This is a genomic window from Bradyrhizobium sp. 2TAF24, assembly GCF_052115025.1.
Taxonomy (GTDB): Bacteria; Pseudomonadota; Alphaproteobacteria; order Rhizobiales; family Xanthobacteraceae; genus Bradyrhizobium_A.
The window spans coordinates 1-20,078 of record NZ_JBFRFW010000004.1; the positions used below are offsets into that span (position 1 = coordinate 1).

Sequence of the window (20,078 nt, forward strand, 5' to 3'; positions counted from 1 at the left end):
AACTACACCCCGTCCGACCTGCAGCAGTCCGCCAACGGCACGGTCGACCCGGAAGTGACGCCGCAGACCCGCTACACGCTGCACACCGCGCAGCTCAACGTCAGCTTCACGCCGGACATCTGGGGCCAGAACCTGCGCAACGTCGAAAGTCTCGACGCCCAGGCCGAGCAGGCCCAGTACCAGCTCGAGGCGGCGTACCTGACGCTGACCGCCAACGTCGTCACCGCGGCGATCCAGGAAGCCTCGCTGCGCGGCCAGATCGCCGCCACCGAGCGGCTGATCAAGATCGCCCGCGACATTCTCGGCATCCTCAAGAACCAGTTCGCCGCCGGCCAGATCGCCCAGGTCGACGTGCTGACCCAGGAGACGCTGCTCGCCCAGGCCGAGCAGGCGCTGCCGCCGCTGCAGAAGCAGCTCGCGGTGCAGCGCGACCTCCTCACCGCGCTCGCCGGCCAGTTCTCCGCCGACGAGGTGCTGCAGAAGTTCGACCTGCCGCGGCTGACGCTGCCGGCCAACCTGCCGGTCAGCCTGCCCTCGACCATGGTGCGCCAGCGCCCCGACGTGCGCGCCGCGGAAGCGGCACTGCATTCGTCGAGCGCCCTTGTCGGCGTCGCGATCGCGGCGCGGCTGCCGAACATCACGCTGTCGGCCAACCCGGGCGCCGCCGCATTCAAGTTCGCCGAGCTGATGACGCCGGGGACGCTGTTCTACACGGTGGCGGCGAGCGCCAGCCACACGGTGTTCGACGGCTTCACGCTGTACCACAAGCAGAAGGCTGCGGAAGCGGCGCTGGAGCAGTCGGAAGCGCTGTACCGCCAGGCGGTGATCACCGCGATGCAGAACGTCACCGACGCGCTGCGCAGCCTGCAGGCCGACACCCGCGCGGTGCAGGCCGCCGTCAAGGCGGAGAACGCCGCCAAGGCCAGCCTCGACATCGTGCAGAAGCAGCTCACGCTCGGACAGATCAACCAGGTGACGCTGCTGAACGCCCAGCAGGCCTATCTCAACACCGCGATCGCCCGGGTACAGGCGGAAGCGACCCGCCTGTCCGATACCGCGGCGCTGTTCATGGCGCTCGGCGGCGGCTGGCCGGCCGACTGCCCGAGCAAGGACTGGCGCGCCTGCGTGTTCGACGACGTGCAGGTCGCGGCGGCGGCGAAGCCGGTGCAGTAAGCGCTCCAACGGGCGTCGTGAGCCGGCTTCCCGGCCAAGCCTGAGGCAGCCAGGCCTGAGGCAGTGCTTGCGCGTTTCCGGCGGCGAGCGTGTCGCCGGAAACGGCTCAGGCGGCGACCGCCATTGCCTCAGCGGCATCACGGTGCGCTGACAGCAGCAGCCCGCGCTTGCAGTGCACCCCGGCCTCGATCCGGAAACCGAACGGCGCCAGCAGCGTCCCCGCCTGCGGGCCAAGGCCGCAGCCGTCCTCGATCAGCACCATCATCGTCGCGGCTCCGGCGAGGAAAGGCACCACCCGCGCGATGGCGACGCCAAGCGCCGCGCGCGACCGCGCCCCCGCCACGATGCCGACCGCGTATTGACCACGCCCGATGGGATCGGTCTCGAGGCCGATGGCCCGCAGGCCGTCAGCCCGCAAGGCCCCGCACAGCGCGGCGTCGCCACTGACGATGAAGCGGCAGGCGGCGCCGGGCTGCGCCAGGCGGATCACCGTCTCGACGATCTGGCGCTGCGCCTGGGTCGATGAGAGCTCGTTCATACACGCCTCGCTTGCCACCGCCGCCCCGCGACCCGTCCCTGCGCGCCCGGGGTCAACGCCTGGCACGCCGCAGGGTTGCGCCGTGTTCCACCCCGATCGCGCGCCATGCCAGCCGCGACGCCCCATCCGTTGAGGAGAAGATGGCAGCGGCGCCGTAGGGATTCGAGACAAGGGTCCGCCGGATTTCATAAACGGACCATAAGCGCATGGCGACGAGGCGGACCTGCGTACCGTCCCAGCCTCCGCTTACGGACGGCGAATCTGGTTTATCCTGCCGCCATGTCCGCTCCCAAACCGCTTCCCCTCGGCAAGGCACAGGCCCGCCGCATCTGGCTGCACGCCCAGCGCCTCGACACGCCCGCGCCGTTCGGCGACGGGCCGCAGGCCGTCGCCGCCGCGGTGAGCCATCTCGGCTATGTCCAGATCGACACCATCAACGTCATCGAGCGCAGCCACCACCACATCCTGTTCAACCGCATCCCGTCCTACCGCCGCGCCGACCTCGTGCAGGCGCAGAGTGCGGACAAGAGCGTGTTCGAGTACTGGACCCACGCGCTGTCCTATGTGCCGACCGCGGACTTGCGCTTCTTCCTGCCGGCGATGCGCGCGCACCGCCGCGAGCCGAGCCGATGGTTCGCGAGCGTGACGCCCGCCGACACCCGCAAGGTGATGCGGCTGCTGCGCAGCGGCGGCCCGCTCAGCATCCGCGACATCGACGACGACGTGCTGGTGGACAAGATCCATCCCTGGGCCAGCCGCAAGCCGTCGAAGCGGGCGCTGCAGCTGGCGTTCTATGGCGGCGCCGTCACCATCAGCGCCCGCGACGGCATGCTGAAGAGCTATGATCTGACGGCGCGGCATTTCGGCTGGCGGACACCGCCGAAGGGCGCCTCGGAGGCGGAGATCACCGCCTATCGCCTCGACCGCGCGCTGCGCGCCCAGGGCCTCGTCAGCCTCGACTCGGTCTGCCATCTCGAGGCGTCGCGCAAGGCGGCGGTGCGCAAGCTGATCGAGACGCGCATGCGCCGCGGTGCGCTGGTGCCGGTGGCGCTGGAGGGCGCCGGCAAGCAGGAGCACTGGGCGACACCGCAGACGCTGGCGCAGGTCCATGCCCCGACCGACCTCGTCCACATCCTGTCGCCGTTCGATCCGCTGACCATCCAGCGCAAGCGCACCCACCTGCTGTTCGGCCACGACCACCGTTTCGAGGCCTATCTGCCGAAGGAGAAGCGCAAACTCGGCTATTTCGCCCTGCCGGTGCTGGCCGGCGACCGCCTGGTCGCGGCACTCGACCTCAAGGCCGACCGGGCGCAGGGCAGGCTGCTGATGCAGCAATGGACGTGGCTGGAGAACGGCCCGCGGCGCGAGCTCAAGCGCCGCATCGAGGACGCGCTCGACCGCTTCGCGCGCTTCCAGTTCGGCGCGTGAGACGGCCTATTCGCTGAGCTGTGCGCGGTAGTCGTCGAGCACGCCCTGGACGCGATAGCACTCCGCCTCGTCGGTGGTGAGCTTGACCCAGCCGCGCTCGGGGATGAACACCGCCTGGTCTTTCAGGCCGCGCTCGAACCCTTCCTGGATCCAGCTCTTGTTGCGCGGCGACAGGAACGGCGCGAGATCCGCCATCAGCTGCTTGGTCTGTCCCTGCGGGATTCGATCGTGGCCCTCGCACAGCAGCGCGGCGGCGAAGAACGAGCCGGCGCTGGTCGCGGTCGTCTTCGACATGTCGGCGGCGGACGGAGCGGAACCGAGCACAAGCGTGGTGAACGTCGCGACGGCGGCTGGAGCGAAACGGACGGAACGACGAAGCACGAAACGCAAAACGACAGCCCTGGTTCGGGTGGGTGGAGAAAGAGCCGCGACCGGCGCTCCCCGCGACAGAACTGAAATTTCGTGGCGCCGTCAAATGCTGCGCTGCGTCGTCCGACAGTTGTGCACCGCCGCGTGACGGTGCCTGGGAACCGGAGCGGGAGCGCTGTCAAGGCAGCTTCGCGAAGCCCTGCGCCGCAGCGCGTCGGCTTGTCGCTGTGGCACCGCCTCGATAGGTTCCAGGACAACAAGCAACACGATCGACACGGCAACACGACTGGAAGCGCCATGGACTGGTTCGGCCTGCCCCTTTCCGACCTGCGGCATGAGACGCGATTCGGCGATCGCCTCGTGCCCGCCTTCGCCGAACGGCCGCACAGCCTGTGGCAGATGCTGGAGGACGCCGCCGCGCGGCAGCCCGACGGCGAAGCACTGGTGTGCGGCACGGCGCGGCTGACCTGGCGCGAGGTCCGCGACCAGTCCGCGCGGGTCGCCGCCGGGCTCGCCGCCCGCGGGCTTGTCAGCGGCGACCGTCTCGCGCTGCTGCTCGGCAACCGCACCGAATTCGTGCTGGCGCTGTTCGGCGCCGCCCGCCTCGGCGTCGTCAGCGTGGTGCTGAGCACGCGCCAGCAGACGCCGGAGCTCGCCTATGCCCTCACCGACAGCGGCGCGCGGCTGATCGTCCATGAGAGCAGCCTCACCGACCGCCTGCCGCAGGCGGATGCCGTACCGGCGCTGGCTGGACGCATCGCCACCGATGGCTTCGCCGAGTTGCTGGCCGCCGAGCCCGGCCAGCCGCCGGCGGCGGTCGGCGAGGAAGACACCGCGCTGATCCTCTACACCTCCGGCACCACCGGCCGGCCGAAGGGCGCGATGCTCGCCCACTGCAATCTCATCCACTCGGCGATGATCTACGAGGCCTGCCTGGGGCTGACGGCCGCCGACCGCTCGATCGCCGCGGTGCCGCTCGCCCATGTCACCGGGGTCGTCGCCAACATCATGAGCATGGTGCGCTGCGCCGGCACGCTGATCGTGGTCGCCGAGTTCAAGGCCGCCGACTACCTGCGCGTCGCCGCGCGCGAGCGCGCCACCTACACGGTGATGGTGCCGGCGATGTACAATCTCTGCCTGCTGCAGGCGGACTTCGCCGACCATGACCTCTCGGCGTGGCGCATCGGCGGCTATGGCGGCGCGCCGATGCCGACCGCGACCATCGAGAAGCTGGCGCAGGCGCTGCCGGGCCTGAAGCTGATCAATGCCTATGGCGCGACGGAGACCACCTCGCCCTCGACCATCATGCCGCCGCAGTTCACCGCGCAGCATCTCGACAGCGTCGGCTTCGCCTGCCCGGGCGCCCACATCATCGCCGTCGATCCGCAGGGGCGCGAGCTGCCGCCGGGCGAGGTCGGCGAACTCTGGATCCATGGCGGCTCGGTCATCAAGGGCTACTGGAACAATCCGAAGGCGACCGCCGAGAGCTTCACCGCCGGTTACTGGCACTCCGGCGATCTCGGTTCGGTGGATGCCGGCGGCTTCGTGCGGGTGTTCGACCGCGCCAAGGACATGATCAACCGCGGCGGGCTCAAGATCTATTCGGCGGAAGTCGAGTCGGTGCTCGCCGGCCATCCCGACGTCATCGAGAGCGCGATCGTCGCGAGGCCCTGCCCGGTGCTCGGCGAGCGCGTCCATGCCATCGTCGTCGCCCGCAACGCCACCCTCGCCGCCGACAGCCTGCGCCAGCTCTGCATCACCCAGCTGTCCGACTACAAGGTGCCGGAGACCTTCGACATCACCCTTGAGCCATTGCCGCGCAACGCCAACGGCAAGGTGATGAAGAAGCAGCTGCGCGAGCGCGTGACAGCGGCGTGAGAGGCGTGCCCTCGCGGCGGCGTCGCCGATGGCAGCGGGATGGGCGTTCATGATGTCGGCGCCGCGGGAAGGTCTGACGTCTGAATGCGGCGCCCTCGTGAGGCCGTGAACCCGGCCGCGACCATCGGCCGAGCATGGGCCGGGCCTCGCCGCATCGAACCAACATTTCGCCCTATGGAAATGACGTTTCCCGCGACCGCGTGATTTGCACTGGCCGCAGCTGTTGTGCCAACATCGTTTCACCGCCCCCCATAATCGAACAAGGGCCCGCCTGAACGGGCCGAACGTCGAAAGAGGACATCATGGTCAATCGCCTGCAATTCTACATCGACGGCGCCTGGGTCGATCCCGTCGTCAAGAAGACCGTTCCGGTGGTCAATCCCGCAACCGAAGAGCCGCTGTACGATGTCGCGGTCGGCTCGAAGGCCGACGTCGACAAGGCCGTCGCCGCCGCCAGGCGCGCGTTCGAGACTTTTTCGCAGACCAGCCGCGAGGACCGCGTCGCGCTGCTGACACGGGTGGTCGAGGTCTACAAGACGCGCATGAAGGACATCGGCGCCGCTGTGTCCGACGAGATGGGCGCGCCGCTCGGCTTTGCCGAGAAATTCCAGGCCGGCGCCGGCCTCGGCCACATCATGTCGACCCTCGAGGTCCTCAAGAACTACCAGTTCGAGGAGCCGCTCGGCTCCGCCGTGGTGGTGCGCGAGCCGGTCGGCGTCATCGGCATGATCACGCCGTGGAACTGGCCGCTCAACCAGATCGCCTGCAAGGTCGCGCCCGCGCTCGCCGCCGGCTGCACCATGATTCTCAAGCCCTCCGAGTTCACGCCGACCTCGGCGCTGATCTTCGCCGAGATCCTGCATGAAGCGGGCGTGCCGAAGGGCGTGTTCAACCTCGTCAACGGCCTCGGCCCCGAGGTCGGCGCCGCCATGAGCGAGCATCCGGACATCGACATGATCTCGTTCACCGGCTCGACCCGCGCCGGCATCGATGTCGCCAAGCGCGCCGCGCCGACGGTGAAGCGCGTCAGCCAGGAGCTCGGCGGCAAGTCGCCGAACATCATCCTCGACGACGCTGATTTCACCAAGGCGGTGAGCGGCGGCGTCGCCCAGGTGTTCGCCAATTCGGGCCAGTCGTGCAACGCGCCGACCCGCATGATCGTGCCGCTGTCGAAGATGAAGGAGGTCGCTGAGATCGCCAAGGGCGTCGCCGACAAGACCAGGGCGGGCGATCCGCGCGCGGCCGACACCACCATCGGCCCGGTCGTGTCGCGCATCCAGTGGGACAAGATCCAGGCGCTGATCCAGAAGGGCATCGACGAGGGCGCCACCCTCGTTGCCGGCGGACCCGGCCTGCCCGAGGGCGTCAACAAGGGCTTCTATGTCCGCCCGACCGTGTTCGCCGACGTCACCAACGACATGACCATCGCGCGCGAGGAGATCTTCGGGCCGGTCATCGCCATCCTCGGCGCCAAGGACGAGGACGACGCGGTGAAGATCGCCAACGACACGCCCTATGGCCTTGCCGGCTATGTCTCCGCCGGCACCGTCGAGCGCGCCCGCGCGGTCGGCCGCAAGCTGCGCGCCGGCAACGTCAACCTCAACGGCGTGCCCAACGAGCGCACCGCGCCGTTCGGCGGCTACAAGCAGTCGGGCAACGGCCGCGAGTGGGGCAAGTTCGGCCTCGAGGAGTATCTCGAAGTCAAGGCGATCGCCGGCTACAGCGCCGCGTGACGACACAATGAACGACCTGGCTGGGTCATCCAGCAGCTGACAAACGCGCCGGCCTCTCGCGAGGCCGGCGCTTTTCTTTGATCAGTTGGAATTGCGTCCGGTGCCAGCCAGCGCGTTCCGTCCCCTCACCCGATGCCCCACAGCTGCGCCAGGCGATAGCCGGCGTCGCGCAGCAGCTCGGTGGCGGCGGCGCGGGCCTGCGCCGGGGTGCGCCAGTTCAGCGCCAGCCCTGCCGCTTCCAGCGTCTGCTCGGCACACACCACGCGCTCCACCACCAGCGCGGCGCGCAGGCCGATGTGCTGCACCGCCTCGCGATAGCGCTGGCGGTGAAACACCTGCCGCTCGGTCTTGGCCATGCCGGAGTAGCCGCCGGGATCGACAGCGAACACGCGGCTGAGGTCGACGCTGCCGACCGACGGCTGCAGGCCGGCATGGTGCCAGTGCTGCTTGAACTTCATCAGCGCCGAATACTCGCGCGCGTCGATGCCGCCGCGGGCATTGAGGCGCTCGAGCGGCGAATCGCGCAGCGTGTAGATGCGCGTGCCCTGGGCATCGTCGCCGATCTCGACATGGCCGTCGGCTTTCGCAAGACGCTCCTGCGTCGGCGCGCCGAGCGGCTCGCGCCGCGTGCGCAGGCGGCCGACGCGGCGGCGCTTCGGCCGGCGCTTGCCGTCGTTGGCGGCGACCTTGATGTCGCCCTTCGGCGGAATGTGAAAATGGCTCATGGCTGCAGGCTCTCCTTGAGGGTGGATGGATCGGGTGACAGGTCGGCTGACGGCGCGAACGGCGCGCCGTCGGGGGCGAGACCGAAGCGCGCCAACAGCTCGGTGGAGGCGCGGCAGCCGGCGAGACCCGGCGCCGGCCCGGCCCAGCGCGACCAGTGCCGTGTGGTGGCGAACAGCCGCACCGCCTCCTCGATGCCGAGCCGCGACGGCGGCCCGAGCGCGAGGCGTTTCGGTGCCCGCGATGCATGGGCTTCGCGGATCGGCGCGTCGAAATAATTGAGGCTGGAAAGGTTCGGCTTGCGTGCCACGATCTCGCTGACCACCGCGAGGATGATGTCGGCCTCATAGCCCTGGCTGAGCCACAGCCTGACGCGGCCGGTGTCCGGCACGCTCGCGGCATTGGCCTGCACGAACGCGCGCGCGACCTCGTCACGCAGCTCGGCCTCGAGCGGTGATGCCGCGCCGCGCGGCGCCGCGGCGTCCGGCGCGGCCGCGCCCTCGGCGATCTCAGGCACGGCCGCCACGATCGTCGCCTGCGCCGCACGGCGGTTGGCGCGGAAGCGCCGCACCCGCTCGGTCGAACAGTCCGACTGAAACTGGCGGCCGTTCCAGTTGTGCGGCATCACGACGCCGCCGCTGTCGTCGAGCAGGCCCGCCGTCACCAGGCGCGCGATGATGTCGGCCGCCTTGCGCGGCGTCATCCGCAGCTTGTAGGCGACGACATTCACCGCGGGCAGCGCGCCGCCGTTCTGCGAGGCGAGGCACCACAGGTTGATCAGCGCCTTGAACAGCGCGCTCGACAGCTGCTGCACTTTCGGATCATCCACCAGGGTGTTGTAGACGCGGAACCAGTGATGCATGCGGTCACGGCCTGGGCCGCTCCAAGACCAGAACCAAGCACAGAGCCAACAACAGAGGCGGGAACGGAGCCGCGCCTCGCCGCCCGCCCCTCGCGCCCCCGCGACGGCGACGATTCCCATCGCGATCGCGTCCCGCGCGAGGAGCAGGCGGCGCGGACAACCCTGTCACGGCGCGCCCTCGCCGGCCTCGAGCTGCGACAACAGCTGGTCGGTCAGCACCTCGACATCGAGGCGCAATTCGTCGTCACGCGGCAGCTGCTCGGTGACCTTGCGGATCGCCGCGAGAATGGTGGTGTGATCGCGGTCGCCGAACAGCGCGCCGATCTTCGGCATCGACAGCGCGGTCACCGTGCGGCAGAGGTAGACCGCGACCTGGCGCGGCCGCACGATGCCGGCATGGCGGCGCGGCGACAGCAGGTCCTGCAGGGTGACGTCGTAATAGGTGCACACCGCGAGCTGGATGGCGCGGGCGCTCGGCGCCGGCGGCAGCGTCGCGGCAGCTGCGAGTTGCGCAAGGCGGGCGGCCGCCGCGCGGTTGGGCGACAGCGCCGCCGACCGCCGCGGCTGGCCAGGCGCGAGCTTCGGCTCGCTCGCGTCCAGCATCGGCTCGGCCACCCGCGCCGCCTCCGGCGGCTGCGGCCGTGCGGCGGCGGCGAGGCGCGCCAGACGCCGCTTGCGGGCATGATGCAGCGTGTACTGCGTCGGCGTCATGGCGGTGCCGTCCTCGTCGCGCAGCTGCGCGAGACGGTTGGCGATCTGCGCCTCGGAGCGGTTCATCCGCCGCGCGATGTCGACGGTGTCGTGGCGCTCGTTCCACAGCCGCAGGATGGTGCGGTCGTCGGCGGGCGACAGCGCCGCGCCGGCGGCGTCGGCGGGCATCAAGGGCGGGGCAGTGGCGATCAGCGGCGCGCGGACGGCGGACATGGCGGCTCCATCGGGGACGGTTGCGGATAGATGTCGGGGCGCAGGTCGTGGCGGCTGACGCCGCTCGCGGCTTCGATCGCCAGCACGAACTCGCCGGGCACGCCGCGCCGGCTGCGCGCCAGCCAGTACCAGACCTTGGACTGGGTGGTGCCGATGCGCCCGGCGAGCGATTTCTGGCCACCGACGGCATCGCAGGCTCGCTGCAGCGCCAGCTTGTGCGACGCGGATGGATCGGGGACGACCTGCCCCGCGGCGTCGGGCGCGGGCGGGCTCGGCAGTGACGTTTCCTGCAAGGAATGGTTGTTATCGGTCATGCCCTCACCATCACTGAAACATTGGTTGACAGCAACCGATAAATCAGTAGAGTGGATAACCGAAATCTTGGTAGGGCCGCGCGCCCCGCCCGTCATCCCCGAGCCGGTTGCTCGCACCTCGGAGGTCATCATGAAGCAGGTAAATGCTGCGGCGTTCGGCCATCGCATGCGGCGGCGGCGGGCGAAGCTCGGCCTGTCGCAGGAGGCGCTCGCCGACCGGGTCGGCATGAAGCAGCAGGGCATCGACGCCATCGAGCAGGGCCGCGTCAAGCGGCCGCGGCTGCTGCGCGAGATCGCCGCCGCGCTCGCCACCTCCGAAGACTGGCTGCTGTGGGGGCGCGGCAGCGAAGACCCCGACAGCGAACCCAAGCGCGTGCCTGCCGGCGAGGAGTTCGAGCCCGATCCGGAGATCGACACGCCGACCACCGAGCTCGACCGCCCCTTCCCCGACGCGCTGCCGCAGATGCGCGGCCGCATCGGCGGCGGCTCGACCGGCACGGTGCTGACCATCGACGTCGGCGAGATGCAGGCGCGCGAGGAGGTCGCCGACTGGTGGCGCATTCCGGCCGCCGTGCTGCGCGGCCTTGCCCGCGCCGACGTCGCCCGCACCGTCGGCTTCGTGATGGATGGCGACAGCATGGAGCCGACCATCCAGCGCACCGACGTCGTGTTCGTCGACACCAGCCGCCAGCAGATCGAGCCCGACGGCATCTGGGCGGTGGACTACGGCCTCGGCCGCACCCTCAAGCGCGTCTTCGTCGAGCGCACCGACAGCGGCATCCGCTATGTGCTGAAATCGGACAACAAGATGTACCCGGACCAGTCGTTCGCGCCGGAGGAAGTCACCGTGTTCGGGCGCTATGTCGGGCGCTTCTCGGTGTACTGAGCGGCGCGGCGATGGCGAGAACTGCAGGGTTACGGCAGTCCGGTTCATTGCCATATTTTTCAGCGTCATCACCGGGCCGACGCCAACGGGTCCGCGCGAAGCGTGGCCCGATGACAGGCTCCGCGTCGAGCCCCGGTGATCCAGCTTCAAAACGTGCGTCAGGCTCTGAACAGGAGCTCGATTGCCGGGTCAAGTCCCCGGACTGAACATCAAGCCCGGCAATGACGCAGTAGGTGTGGCTCGTGTATCCGGTCAACCGGACAGTCACAGCTCAGGCCCGCGCATGACGCAGAATTTGCGGAAGCTTGCCGTCAGTCATTCGAACACCGCGGGACCGCCCTTCAGGCGCTGCTGACAGAAACTGACACAGCGGCGGCCTTCAACCTGCGCCGTCGCGCGGCATCCTGCGCGATCAGGAACAGGAGACACAGATGTCCGACACACCCGAGCCCAACGATTTCACCGCTTTCATGACCCAGCGCGAGGCCGCCGCCCGCGCCTATGTCAACGGCGACGCCGCTCCGCTCGATCGTCTGTGCACGCAAGCGGAGCCCGCGAGCTTCTTCGGCCCCGCGGGCGGCCATCGCCTTGGCGCGACCGCCGTCACCGCCGCCTACCGCCAGGGCACGGCGCTGTTCAGCGGCGCCGGCGAAACGCACCTTGAAATCCTGCAGCAGGGCGCGAGCGACACGCTCGCCTTCTGGACCGGCATTCAGCGCGCCACCGTGCGCCTGCATGGCAAGGCGGAAGCTGTCCCGATGGACCTGCGCGTCACGGAAATCTTTCGCCGCGAGGACGGCGGCTGGACGCTGGTGCACCGCCATGCCGACATGCTGACCACCGAGCCGCCGCGCGTCACGTGACGGCATGATCCGTCAACACCGACACGGCATCCCTCGCGCCGGTGCGCGGGAGATGCCGTGATCACATCATCCGGTATCAGCGCTTCGGCAACGAAGTTCTTGCCGACGACGACATCTCGTCGACCTTGACCAGTTGCGGCTGAACGGTGGTGAGCTGATGGGCGCTCATCGTCTGCGTCTTGGTGCTGTGCTTCGACGGTGCGCTGGCGGATGCGCCGGCCTCGACGCGGCCAGACGCCAGCACACCGAGCGAGACGATCAGAACGAAAGTGATCGCCACAAGGGTTTTGCTCATTGCACGCTCCTTTGGTTCGAGCGGATCGCGGCGTGTCCTCCTCGGGCGTAACCGCCCGATGCCGCGACTATGATCCCGCCGCAGACCCTGCGCAATGCGCAACTCGCGCATGCCGAAAAGTTCGTCAGCGTGTTGTCGGCGGCGAAAAAAGCGCCAGCAGCATCGTGCGCCGCAACATCGACACAGCCATGCGGCGATGAGATCGCGCGATCAGTGCGGCGCACCGGAAGCCTGCAGCAGCAGGTCGGTGCGGTCGCGCGCGGTGCGGAAGGCCGTCAACAGCTCGCCATCGAGCACGCGGCCGGCGCGCAGCTTCACTCGCAGCGGATCGACATTGCGGCCGTTGATGCGCACTTCATAGTAGAGATGCGGGCCCGTCGACAGGCCGGTCGAGCCGATGGTGGCGATGGTCTGGCCCTGGCGCACGCGATCGCCGACCTTCAGCCCGTGCGGCACGCCGGCGATGTGCGCATAGGTCGTCTCGTAGCCGTAGTCGTGGCGGATGCGGATGTATTTGCCGTAGCCCCATTGCTGGTCGATCTTCTCGACCACGCCGGCAGCGGCGGCCGCGATCGGCGATCCCATCGGCGCGGCATAATCGACGCCCTCATGGAAGCGGCGGTCCTGCAGCACCGGATGGGTGCGCCAGCCGAAGCCATCGCCGAGCCGGCCGGAGGTCACCGGCTTGCGCAGCAGCGACTTGGTCACCGAACGGCCATCGGCGTCATAGTAATCCGAACTGTCGTCGTCGGGCGCATCGAAGCGGTAGTAGCGCCGCGTCTCGCCGCCGAGGGTGAGCGCCGTGAACATCAATTCCGCCTGGCCCAGCGCGTTGGGGCTGAACAGCAGCTCGACCTTGTCGTCGGCGCCGATCGGCGCATCGAGATCGACGTCATGGGCGCACAGCCGCCCGACATCGTCGATGACGGCGCCGTCGATGCCATGCGCCCGCGCCAGCGCCTGCAGGCTGTCGCGCAGGCTGGTGCCGCCGGCAGGCCGCAACCGCTGCGCGCCGGCATGCGCGACCCCGGCGCGCACCCGCGCCGGCTCGGCATGGGCCACCGGCACATAGCGGCCGGCATCGGACAGCGCCGCGGCGACATCCGGCCGTCCGGGGCGCGCGAGGCGCACCAGCCGCGGGCGCAGCGCCGGCCGCGACGCGGCGGGCGCGGCATCACCGCCATCGAGCACGGTGATCTCCTCGCCGCCGGTGAAGCCATCGCGGCTGAACCATTTGCGCGGCATCAGCAGCGTCGCGATCGCCTCGGCGTCGGACGCCGCGACGCCAAGCGCGACCAGGATCTGGTCGAGGGTGTCGCCGGCGCGTGCCACGACCACGCGCTGCGGATCGCGGACCTCGGCCTTGGGCGCACTCTTGCGGAGCACCGTGAGGTTGATGGCGTCGGGCGGAATCGCCAGCCGTCCGGACAGTCCGTCGTCGGCGGGCGCATAAGCACTGGCACGCGGCTGCGCCGCCGGCTTCGCCGCGCCATAGCGGATCACCGGCGGCAGCGTCACCGCAGCCATCTCCGACGACGGGCCCGAGGACACGTCGGCAAGAGCGGCGACGAGATGGGTGAACGGTTTGGGCCGCAGCTCGCCGTCGGCGAGCTGCTCGATCCGCGTGCGCACCATCGTGCCGTCGTCCTTGCCGCTGTCCGGCGCGCGCGCCTGCGCCAGGCGGTCACCGCGCGGCAGTTCACCCTCGCTGGAGGCGCGCCGGGCAAACGACGGCACTGCTGCGAAATGCGCCCGCATTCCCAACACCGAGCACAGCGTTCCAAAGATCAGCGCCGCCGAGACCGCAGCCAGCAGCAGCACGGCCGCGAGCCAGCGCAGGTTGAGATGCAGGCCGAACAGATGGGGCTGTGGCGGCAGCGCCGCCTCGATGTCAGCTTCGGGCCAGGCGCCGTTCAGCGCCGGAACGCCCTCGATCAGTCCCCCGCCCCGCGTCACGCATCCACCAGAACGGTCTGGCGGCGCGCCGCATGCACGGCAACGGGAAACCTGGCGCTGGTCTTGACGGGAGTCTCGGACAACGCAGCTCCGCCCCGCGGTCCGGAGCGAACCACGTCAGTCGGCGGCTCCCTATGGCTTCCAGAGGAGGAGGGCTTCGACGTTGCGCTTTGTCGGGGTGAAGATGGGCAGCAGTGTGGCAACACGCCACACTGCTGCTACATCAGCATCCGATTACCGCTGCATCGTCACCAGGTGTAGCGCGCGATCCCCTTGCCCGCGTAGGAGCGCGTGGTGCTCGAGAACTCGCCTTCGAAGGTCGCGCCGAGCGAGAAGCCGCCCGCCCAGACCTTCTCCGCCGCGACCGTCGCCAGCGCCGCATCGCGGGCCGGCGTCGCGCCGTTGACCACGAACGACGCCGCACCGAGGTTCTGGAACGTCGCCGTCACGTTCGAGGTCGGATTGTAGTCGTGCGCCCAGGCGAGGCGTCCGCGCAGCACCAGCATGCCGTCGGTGAGCGCGAACGAGCGATCGGCGCGCAGGCCGAGCTCGCTGCGGGTCGCCGTGGTGGACTTGCCGGCATAGTTCAGCGCGAAGGTGTTCATCCCCGACACCGCCTGCTCGCCATAGCCCGGCAGGCGATAGAGCGTCGCCTGCACCGCCGCATAAGGCGCAAGTCCCAGGGGATCTGCATGACAGCGCGATGACGCGGGAACCCGACACCGCGCGATGCGACAATCCGCAACTCGCGGCGACTTTTCCACAAAACTGATTCATTTGTTGATGAATACTAATTTATTAGTGATGCTGGCCACGGCTCGAAGCGACGGAGATGCCGTGGGACGCACGCTGACCTTCCAGTTCGAGGAATTGCCGCTGGTGATCGAGGGCGGCATCGAGGCCGGCGACGTCGCCGGCTCGGCGGAGATCGCCTATCACGGCGACGGCGCCTGGACGATCCGCAGCATCGCGCTCGACGGCGCGCGACGCCTGGTGCACGCGCCGCGCGACATCGCCACGGCCGCGCGCACCGGGCGTGGCCTGCCCGCCTTCGCGCGCCACAGCATCATGCTCGACGAGGGCGACCCGCTGTACCTGCGGATCTATCACCGGCTCGAACACGAGTGGCACCCCCGTGTGCAGAGTGCGGTGATCGAGCAGCTCGCCGACGATCGCGACACCCGCGCCGACAGCCGCGCCGATCGGCGCCGCGCACTGCGCGCGCTGTGATCGCGGTGGATCGCGGGCATTTTAACGAAATTCTTGACAGCATTTTCAGCACTCTACCTTAGGTCGTCCATTGTGGTTGTCACACGGGGAGCGAGATGATGCGCGGTCTGCGGTTGGTTGTTGCCCTGGTGTCGGTCGGCTCTTCCGGCGCGTTGGTGCTGCCGGCGGCCGCGGCGATCCGCCCGGCCCCAACGGCCGCCGTCGTCGCGCTCCCCGCGATCACCACCCCTGCGCGGGCCCGCCAGTCCGCCTGGTGCAGCCGCGCGCCGCACCGCCTCTGCCTGCCGCAGGACGCGTCGCCGGCCGCGGCGCCGTTCTCACCGAACGCCGCTCCACAGAACGGTCGCGCCTGCATGCGCGGCGTCGACCGCGAGGCCGCGATGCGCCCCGACATGCCGGCGCTGGAGGTCGCGCCATGATCACCGCGACAGCTACGCGACTGTGGCTTGCCGTACTGGCCGGCAGCTTCGCCGTCACCGCGGCGGCGGCGCCGTCGCCGTCGTCGTCGTCGTGCACGCTGCTGCAAGTGCAGACCAGCCCGGACAGCGTCATCGGCCCCTGCTCCGCGATCATCGACGATTCCACCACGGCGCCGGCCGACAAGGGCTTTGCGCTGTTCATCCGCGGCAAGGGTTATCACCACACCAGGCGCCTCGACCTCGCCCTGCAGGACTACGATGCCGCCATCCGCCTGACGCCGCGCAATGCCGAACTGTTCGTGTCGCGCGCCAATGTCGCGGCTCGCCAGAGCCGCTGGCGCGAGGCCGCCGAGCTGCTGCAGCAGGCCCTGACGATCGAGCCGGCGAACGCGCACGCACTGCGCATGGCCGGCACCTTCACCGACGGCGCCGAGAGCACGCGCTACTTCACGCTGGCTCTGGCCTCGGACCCGACCGAGGCCTACGCGCTGCTGTTCCGCAGCCGGCAGTACAAACGGCGCGGCCAGCTCGACCTCGCCCTCAAGGACGCCGACACACTGGTGGCGATCGCGCCGCAAGCGATCAACCGCCAGGGCTATCTCGACGAGCGCGGCGACCGGCTCGACTTCCATGTCATCGCGCTGCAGAACCGCGCCCGGATTCTCGACGCCCGCGGCGAGCCGCAACTGGCCGAGCGCGATCTCGCGGCCGCGATCAGCTACAGCCCCGCGGCGCTGGCGCTCGCCGCGCGCGGCCAGTACCTCGCCTACAAGAAGGGCCGTGAAGCCGACGCCCTCGCCGACCTCGACAGCGCCATCGCACTCGGCTCCACCGATCCGGACACCTTCTACGCCAAGGGCATCATCTATGTCCGCCAGCGCGAGTTCGCCAAGGCGCTGAACGCCTTCGACGCCGTGATGAAGCGCGATGCGGAAAACGGCGAAGCGCTGCTGATGCGCGCGCGGATGTATCGCCAGCTTGACGATAGCGAACATGCGGTCGCCGACATGCAGCAGGCCATCGCCGTCGATGCCCGGGTGCTGTCGGAATCCCTGCCCGCGCTGCGCGCCGCCGGCTACTGGACGGCGCAGGACCCGCCACGGCAGATGACGCCGGAACTGCAGGATGCGATCCGCGCCTGCATGCTCGACAAGGACTGCAACTGATGGCCTGCGGCCGCCTGCGTTTCGCAGCCCTTGCCGCCGGCGTACTGCTGGCTTCTGCGGCCGGGGCCGCAGACCGCATCGGCAGCGCCGGACCGATCCGAAGCTATGGCGGCATCCCGTGCGCACGCGGCGTCGAGGCGCTGATGAACGGCGAATGCGACCCGCCCGCGGTCGATGCGGCGCTGCCGCCGGCGCAGCGCGTGCAGGCTCATCTCGAACGCGCCCGGCAGCTGATCGGCCTGATACGGCCGGAGCAGGCCCGGCACGCGCTCGACGACGCCGTCGCGGCGGATCCGGCCAACGTCACCGCGCGGGTGCTGCGCGCCCGCGCCAGGATGGAGATCGCCGGCGACGACGCCCGCGCCGACATCGCCGCCGCACTCGCATTGGATCCGGACAACGTCGACGCGCTGGCGACCCGCGCCTTCCTGATCCGGGACGATCCGCCCAACGCGCTGCAGAACGTCAACGCCGCGCTCGCGCGGGCGCCGCACCATGCCGACGCGCTGTGGATCCGCGCCACCCTGCTTACGCGCCTCGGCGCGCCCGACAAGGCGGTCCGCGATCTCGACGAAGCGCTCGCCGCCGAACCCGGCTTCACGCAGGCACGGCGGACCCATGCCCAGCTGCTGATGCGCATGGGCCAGTATGCGAGGGTCGAAGCAGACGCCAGCGCGATGCTGGCCGAACGCCCCGACCAGCAGACCTACGAGCTTCGCGCCGCGGCACGCACCGCGCTCGGCAACCATGCCGGTGCGATCGAGGATCTCGACGCGGTGCTCGACACCGCGCGCGGCCCGCGGCCGCCGATCGGCAAGGAGCAGGTCGGTCTCTACATCCAGCGTGCGCTGGCGCTTGTGCGCACCGGAAATTCCCAGGCCGCCCGCCGCGACCTCAACACCGTCGTCGGGCTTGGCGGACTCAGGGCGGTGCTGCAGATGCAGGTCTATCTGCGGCAGCATGGCTTCCCCGACATCGCGCTCGACGGCAAGCGCTCCGACGCACTCGACGAGGCCATGATCGCCTGCTTCGTCAACGAAGCCTGCGGCCGCGGCATCGCGACCCGCAGTTGAAATCACCGCACGCTCGCGCGATGCGCGCAACGCGGGAACCAGCTGTTCCCATGCCTTTCACCGACCACAGCGTTTCCGCAATTCGCCGCATTCGGCTCATCAAAGCGGCGGCTTGCGGCGGCACTTGCACGCTCGCTCCCGCCGCGAGGTTCAAACCCTGACGCCGAAGTCAGGCCCGCGACGTGGGGCATGGGGAAGGTTGTCACAGGGTCTGTCGCGGGATGCGGTATCTGATCGCCGCGCTCGCCGCTATGCCGCTTTTACTGGCGGACGTCGCGGTCGAGCCGGCTATGAATTCGTCACACCATCTGCTCACACTGTCGATCGAGGCCTCGCGGAGCGAGGCGGAGACGATGCCGTTCGATCCGGCACGGTTCGATTTCGACGGCGCCAGCACCATGCTGCTCGGCTTTCCGGCCTTCGTCGACGCGCGCGCCATGGATGTGCCCGCCGATGCGTCGCCGCCGGATGCGCCGCTGGACCGCCTCGCACTCTCGACCGGCGAGTTCTGCGACACGCTCGCGGCGGCGGCGAAGGACAACGACATTCCGCCGAGCTTCTTCGCCCGGCTGATCTGGCAGGAAAGCCAGTTCAAGTCCGACGAGGTCAGCCATGCCGGCGCCCAGGGCGTCGCTCAGTTCATGCCCGATACTGCCGCGGAAGAGGGCCTCGACGATCCGTTCGATCCGCGCAAGGCGCTGCCCGCCTCCGCGCGGCTGTTGCGCAAGCTGCGCGACCGGCTCGGCAATCTCGGCCTTGCGGCCGCCGCCTACAACGCCGGCACCGGGCGCATCCAGGACTGGGTGGCCCGCCGCGCCGCGCTGCCGGCGGAGACGCGCAACTATGTGCACCGCATCACCGGCAATTCCGCCGAAAGCTGGCTGCGCGAGACCAACACCGTCGGGCTGATCCAGCACCTGCCTCGCGAAGCGCCGTGCGAGGGCATCGCCGGCCTGTCGCGCGACAACGCTCCGGTTGCGACGTCCGTGGCGCTCGCGCCGGACCTGCGCACCCTGCTGCAGAAAGCCCGCGCCGCGGCAGCGCGGGTCGAGGCACGAGCCCATCGTCGCCTCGCCGCGCGCAGCGCGATTCGCCTTGCCCACGCGCATGCGCGCGGGCCACGCACGCTGCGCCTTGCCGCAGCCGAGCGCTGAACGTTGAACCTTTCCGGCGCCGCGCCGACCAATCACCAAAACGTGCGTGATCATCGAAACGGTTAACCACGGACACGGGAACCAAACCGCTCGCGGGGAATTGACCGTCACCGTCATAACGGCTGTCTTGCAAAGGTGGTCGTGAATGACGATGTCGTGATGGTGAAGCTGCGGGCATCCGCGAGTGATGTCCCCAGTTTCAAATGTCGTGTCCACTCGCCGCAGTGTCGTCGCAACGCCTTTTTCAGTGTCTTGTGCAGTATCTTGGGGCAAGTGTCGTGTCCTGCCGACCATCGTCACCCGGGTGTGCATCACCCAGATGTGCATCGGCCAGATGTGATGCTGGCGTGACCGGTTCCGGATCCGTCCGGCGCCTGCGGATGCGTGGTGCGGCCTGTCGTTGCGTGGCCTGTGTCGAAATCAATCCGAACGGTGTGTGATGCCCCTGTTGCGTTATTTTGTCGGAGTTGGCGGAGCGCTGATGGCGCTGATGCTGCTCGTGAACGCCTACCTGCCGACGCCGGTGGCGCCGCAGCAGCAGCAGGCCAACGGCATCGACAAGTCCACGATCCGCATCGTTTCCAGGCAGAAAGGCCCCGAACGGGTGGAGATCGACACCTCGCTGCCGACCATCGTACCGTCGGTCGACGTGGCGCAGGCCCAGATCCAGCCAAGCCGCACCGTCGAGCGGCAGGCGGCGGCTGAGGCGGCGAAGACCGTCGAAGCGAACGATGCCTACGCGCAGATGCCGGCGACGTCCGCCAGGCATGTCGCGGCGACCGCGAAGAAATCCAAGGTCAGGATCGCGCGCACGGATGCGCAACGCCGCATCGCGCAGCCGACACGGGTGGCGATGCGCGTGCAGCAGCAGCCGTCGCTGTTCGCGAACTTCTTTGGCGGCTGGCAGGTTCGCTAAGCGATTACCGGCCCGCCTCCGTCTTTACACGGACACAGGACACGAACACAGGGACATCGCGGCGCGCCGCAGGGTTAATCGCGCCATAACGCCCGCGCGACAGTTGTCCGTGTCGGGCCGGAACCGTCGGTTCCCGGTAGCCTTGCGTTAGCTACGCCTCAGCCCCGCGGCATCGATC

At 69.4% G+C, this 20,078-nt stretch carries 21 protein-coding genes; 12 read left to right on the forward strand and 9 right to left on the reverse strand.

Features of this window, described 5'->3' with window-relative positions:
* A partial coding sequence (locus tag AB4Z37_RS07885; protein ID WP_441516154.1) for an efflux transporter outer membrane subunit occupies nucleotides 1–1,173 on the forward strand: 1,173 nt, incomplete at its 5' end.
* A gap of 106 nt (nucleotides 1,174–1,279) precedes the next feature.
* Here the strand turns inward: AB4Z37_RS07885 and AB4Z37_RS07890 are convergent.
* The gene (locus tag AB4Z37_RS07890) at nucleotides 1,280–1,711 is read right to left on the reverse strand and encodes a hypothetical protein (RefSeq protein WP_441516155.1); all 432 of its coding nucleotides are present in this window, start codon (nucleotides 1,709–1,711) and stop codon (nucleotides 1,280–1,282) included.
* Between the two features lie 279 nt (nucleotides 1,712–1,990).
* On the opposite strand from AB4Z37_RS07890, the gene AB4Z37_RS07895 reads away from it, so the two are divergent.
* Entirely contained in the window at nucleotides 1,991–3,139 is a 1,149-nt protein-coding gene (locus AB4Z37_RS07895; protein WP_441516156.1) for a winged helix-turn-helix domain-containing protein, read from the forward strand.
* Between the two features lie 6 nt (nucleotides 3,140–3,145).
* On the opposite strand, the gene AB4Z37_RS07900 is transcribed toward AB4Z37_RS07895, so the two are convergent.
* Complete coding sequence (locus AB4Z37_RS07900; RefSeq protein ID WP_441516157.1) at nucleotides 3,146–3,433, reverse strand: hypothetical protein; 288 nt, start codon at nucleotides 3,431–3,433, stop codon at nucleotides 3,146–3,148.
* Nucleotides 3,434–3,805: 372 nt separating this feature from the next.
* Between AB4Z37_RS07900 and AB4Z37_RS07905 the strand changes: the two genes are divergently transcribed.
* Nucleotides 3,806–5,386, forward strand: a complete 1,581-nt coding sequence (locus AB4Z37_RS07905) for a class I adenylate-forming enzyme family protein (RefSeq protein WP_441516158.1) — start codon at nucleotides 3,806–3,808, stop codon at nucleotides 5,384–5,386.
* Between the two features lie 302 nt (nucleotides 5,387–5,688).
* On the forward strand, nucleotides 5,689–7,119 hold the full coding sequence (locus AB4Z37_RS07910) for an aldehyde dehydrogenase family protein (protein ID WP_441516159.1): 1,431 nt from the start codon (nucleotides 5,689–5,691) through the stop codon (nucleotides 7,117–7,119).
* A 125-nt stretch (nucleotides 7,120–7,244) separates the two neighbouring features.
* Here the strand turns inward: AB4Z37_RS07910 and AB4Z37_RS07915 are convergent, their stop codons facing one another.
* The 4 genes from AB4Z37_RS07915 to AB4Z37_RS07930 form a co-directional block, all read right to left on the reverse strand.
* The gene (locus tag AB4Z37_RS07915) at nucleotides 7,245–7,844 is read right to left on the reverse strand and encodes a DUF6456 domain-containing protein (protein ID WP_441516160.1); all 600 of its coding nucleotides are present in this window, start codon (nucleotides 7,842–7,844) and stop codon (nucleotides 7,245–7,247) included.
* Nucleotides 7,841–8,704 (reverse strand): hypothetical protein, encoded by an 864-nt coding sequence (locus tag AB4Z37_RS07920; protein ID WP_441516161.1) that lies wholly within the window; start codon nucleotides 8,702–8,704, stop codon nucleotides 7,841–7,843. Before AB4Z37_RS07920 ends, AB4Z37_RS07915 begins: the two co-directional genes overlap by 4 nt.
* Nucleotides 8,705–8,869: 165 nt before the next feature.
* Entirely contained in the window at nucleotides 8,870–9,628 is a 759-nt protein-coding gene (locus AB4Z37_RS07925; RefSeq protein WP_441516162.1) for a helix-turn-helix domain-containing protein, read from the reverse strand.
* Nucleotides 9,604–9,942, reverse strand: a complete 339-nt coding sequence (locus AB4Z37_RS07930; RefSeq protein ID WP_441516163.1) for a YdaS family helix-turn-helix protein — start codon at nucleotides 9,940–9,942, stop codon at nucleotides 9,604–9,606. Before AB4Z37_RS07930 ends, AB4Z37_RS07925 begins: the two co-directional genes overlap by 25 nt.
* Nucleotides 9,943–10,072: 130 nt before the next feature.
* Between AB4Z37_RS07930 and AB4Z37_RS07935 the strand changes: the two genes are divergently transcribed.
* Complete coding sequence (locus AB4Z37_RS07935) at nucleotides 10,073–10,828, forward strand: XRE family transcriptional regulator (RefSeq protein WP_441516164.1); 756 nt, start codon at nucleotides 10,073–10,075, stop codon at nucleotides 10,826–10,828.
* Nucleotides 10,829–11,259: 431 nt separating this feature from the next.
* Nucleotides 11,260–11,691 (forward strand): YybH family protein, encoded by a 432-nt coding sequence (locus AB4Z37_RS07940; RefSeq protein ID WP_441516165.1) that lies wholly within the window; start codon nucleotides 11,260–11,262, stop codon nucleotides 11,689–11,691.
* A gap of 76 nt (nucleotides 11,692–11,767) precedes the next feature.
* Here AB4Z37_RS07940 and AB4Z37_RS07945 read toward each other — a convergent pair whose 3' ends face one another.
* The 3 genes from AB4Z37_RS07945 to AB4Z37_RS07955 all read right to left on the reverse strand — a co-directional run bounded on the left by AB4Z37_RS07945 (nucleotide 11,768) and on the right by AB4Z37_RS07955 (nucleotide 14,706).
* Nucleotides 11,768–11,986 (reverse strand): hypothetical protein, encoded by a 219-nt coding sequence (locus AB4Z37_RS07945; RefSeq protein ID WP_441516166.1) that lies wholly within the window; start codon nucleotides 11,984–11,986, stop codon nucleotides 11,768–11,770.
* A gap of 210 nt (nucleotides 11,987–12,196) precedes the next feature.
* The gene (locus AB4Z37_RS07950; protein WP_441516167.1) at nucleotides 12,197–13,942 is read right to left on the reverse strand and encodes a M23 family metallopeptidase; all 1,746 of its coding nucleotides are present in this window, start codon (nucleotides 13,940–13,942) and stop codon (nucleotides 12,197–12,199) included.
* 248 nt (nucleotides 13,943–14,190) lie between these two features.
* On the reverse strand, nucleotides 14,191–14,706 hold the full coding sequence (locus AB4Z37_RS07955; protein ID WP_441516168.1) for an autotransporter outer membrane beta-barrel domain-containing protein: 516 nt from the start codon (nucleotides 14,704–14,706) through the stop codon (nucleotides 14,191–14,193).
* Nucleotides 14,707–14,779: 73 nt separating this feature from the next.
* Between AB4Z37_RS07955 and AB4Z37_RS07960 the strand changes: the two genes are divergently transcribed.
* The 6 genes from AB4Z37_RS07960 (at nucleotide 14,780) to AB4Z37_RS07985 (ending at nucleotide 19,900) form a co-directional block, all read left to right on the forward strand.
* Nucleotides 14,780–15,172, forward strand: a complete 393-nt coding sequence (locus tag AB4Z37_RS07960; RefSeq protein WP_441516169.1) for a hypothetical protein — start codon at nucleotides 14,780–14,782, stop codon at nucleotides 15,170–15,172.
* A gap of 95 nt (nucleotides 15,173–15,267) precedes the next feature.
* Nucleotides 15,268–15,591, forward strand: a complete 324-nt coding sequence (locus tag AB4Z37_RS07965; RefSeq protein WP_441516170.1) for a hypothetical protein — start codon at nucleotides 15,268–15,270, stop codon at nucleotides 15,589–15,591.
* Nucleotides 15,588–16,757, forward strand: a complete 1,170-nt coding sequence (locus tag AB4Z37_RS07970; RefSeq protein WP_441516171.1) for a tetratricopeptide repeat protein — start codon at nucleotides 15,588–15,590, stop codon at nucleotides 16,755–16,757. Before AB4Z37_RS07965 ends, AB4Z37_RS07970 begins: the two co-directional genes overlap by 4 nt.
* On the forward strand, nucleotides 16,757–17,830 hold the full coding sequence (locus AB4Z37_RS07975) for a tetratricopeptide repeat protein (protein WP_441516172.1): 1,074 nt from the start codon (nucleotides 16,757–16,759) through the stop codon (nucleotides 17,828–17,830). Before AB4Z37_RS07970 ends, AB4Z37_RS07975 begins: the two co-directional genes overlap by 1 nt.
* Nucleotides 17,831–18,120: 290 nt before the next feature.
* Nucleotides 18,121–18,984, forward strand: a complete 864-nt coding sequence (locus tag AB4Z37_RS07980) for a lytic transglycosylase domain-containing protein (RefSeq protein WP_441516173.1) — start codon at nucleotides 18,121–18,123, stop codon at nucleotides 18,982–18,984.
* A gap of 481 nt (nucleotides 18,985–19,465) precedes the next feature.
* Nucleotides 19,466–19,900, forward strand: a complete 435-nt coding sequence (locus tag AB4Z37_RS07985; RefSeq protein WP_441516174.1) for a hypothetical protein — start codon at nucleotides 19,466–19,468, stop codon at nucleotides 19,898–19,900.
* Nucleotides 19,901–20,078 lie beyond the last annotated feature (178 nt).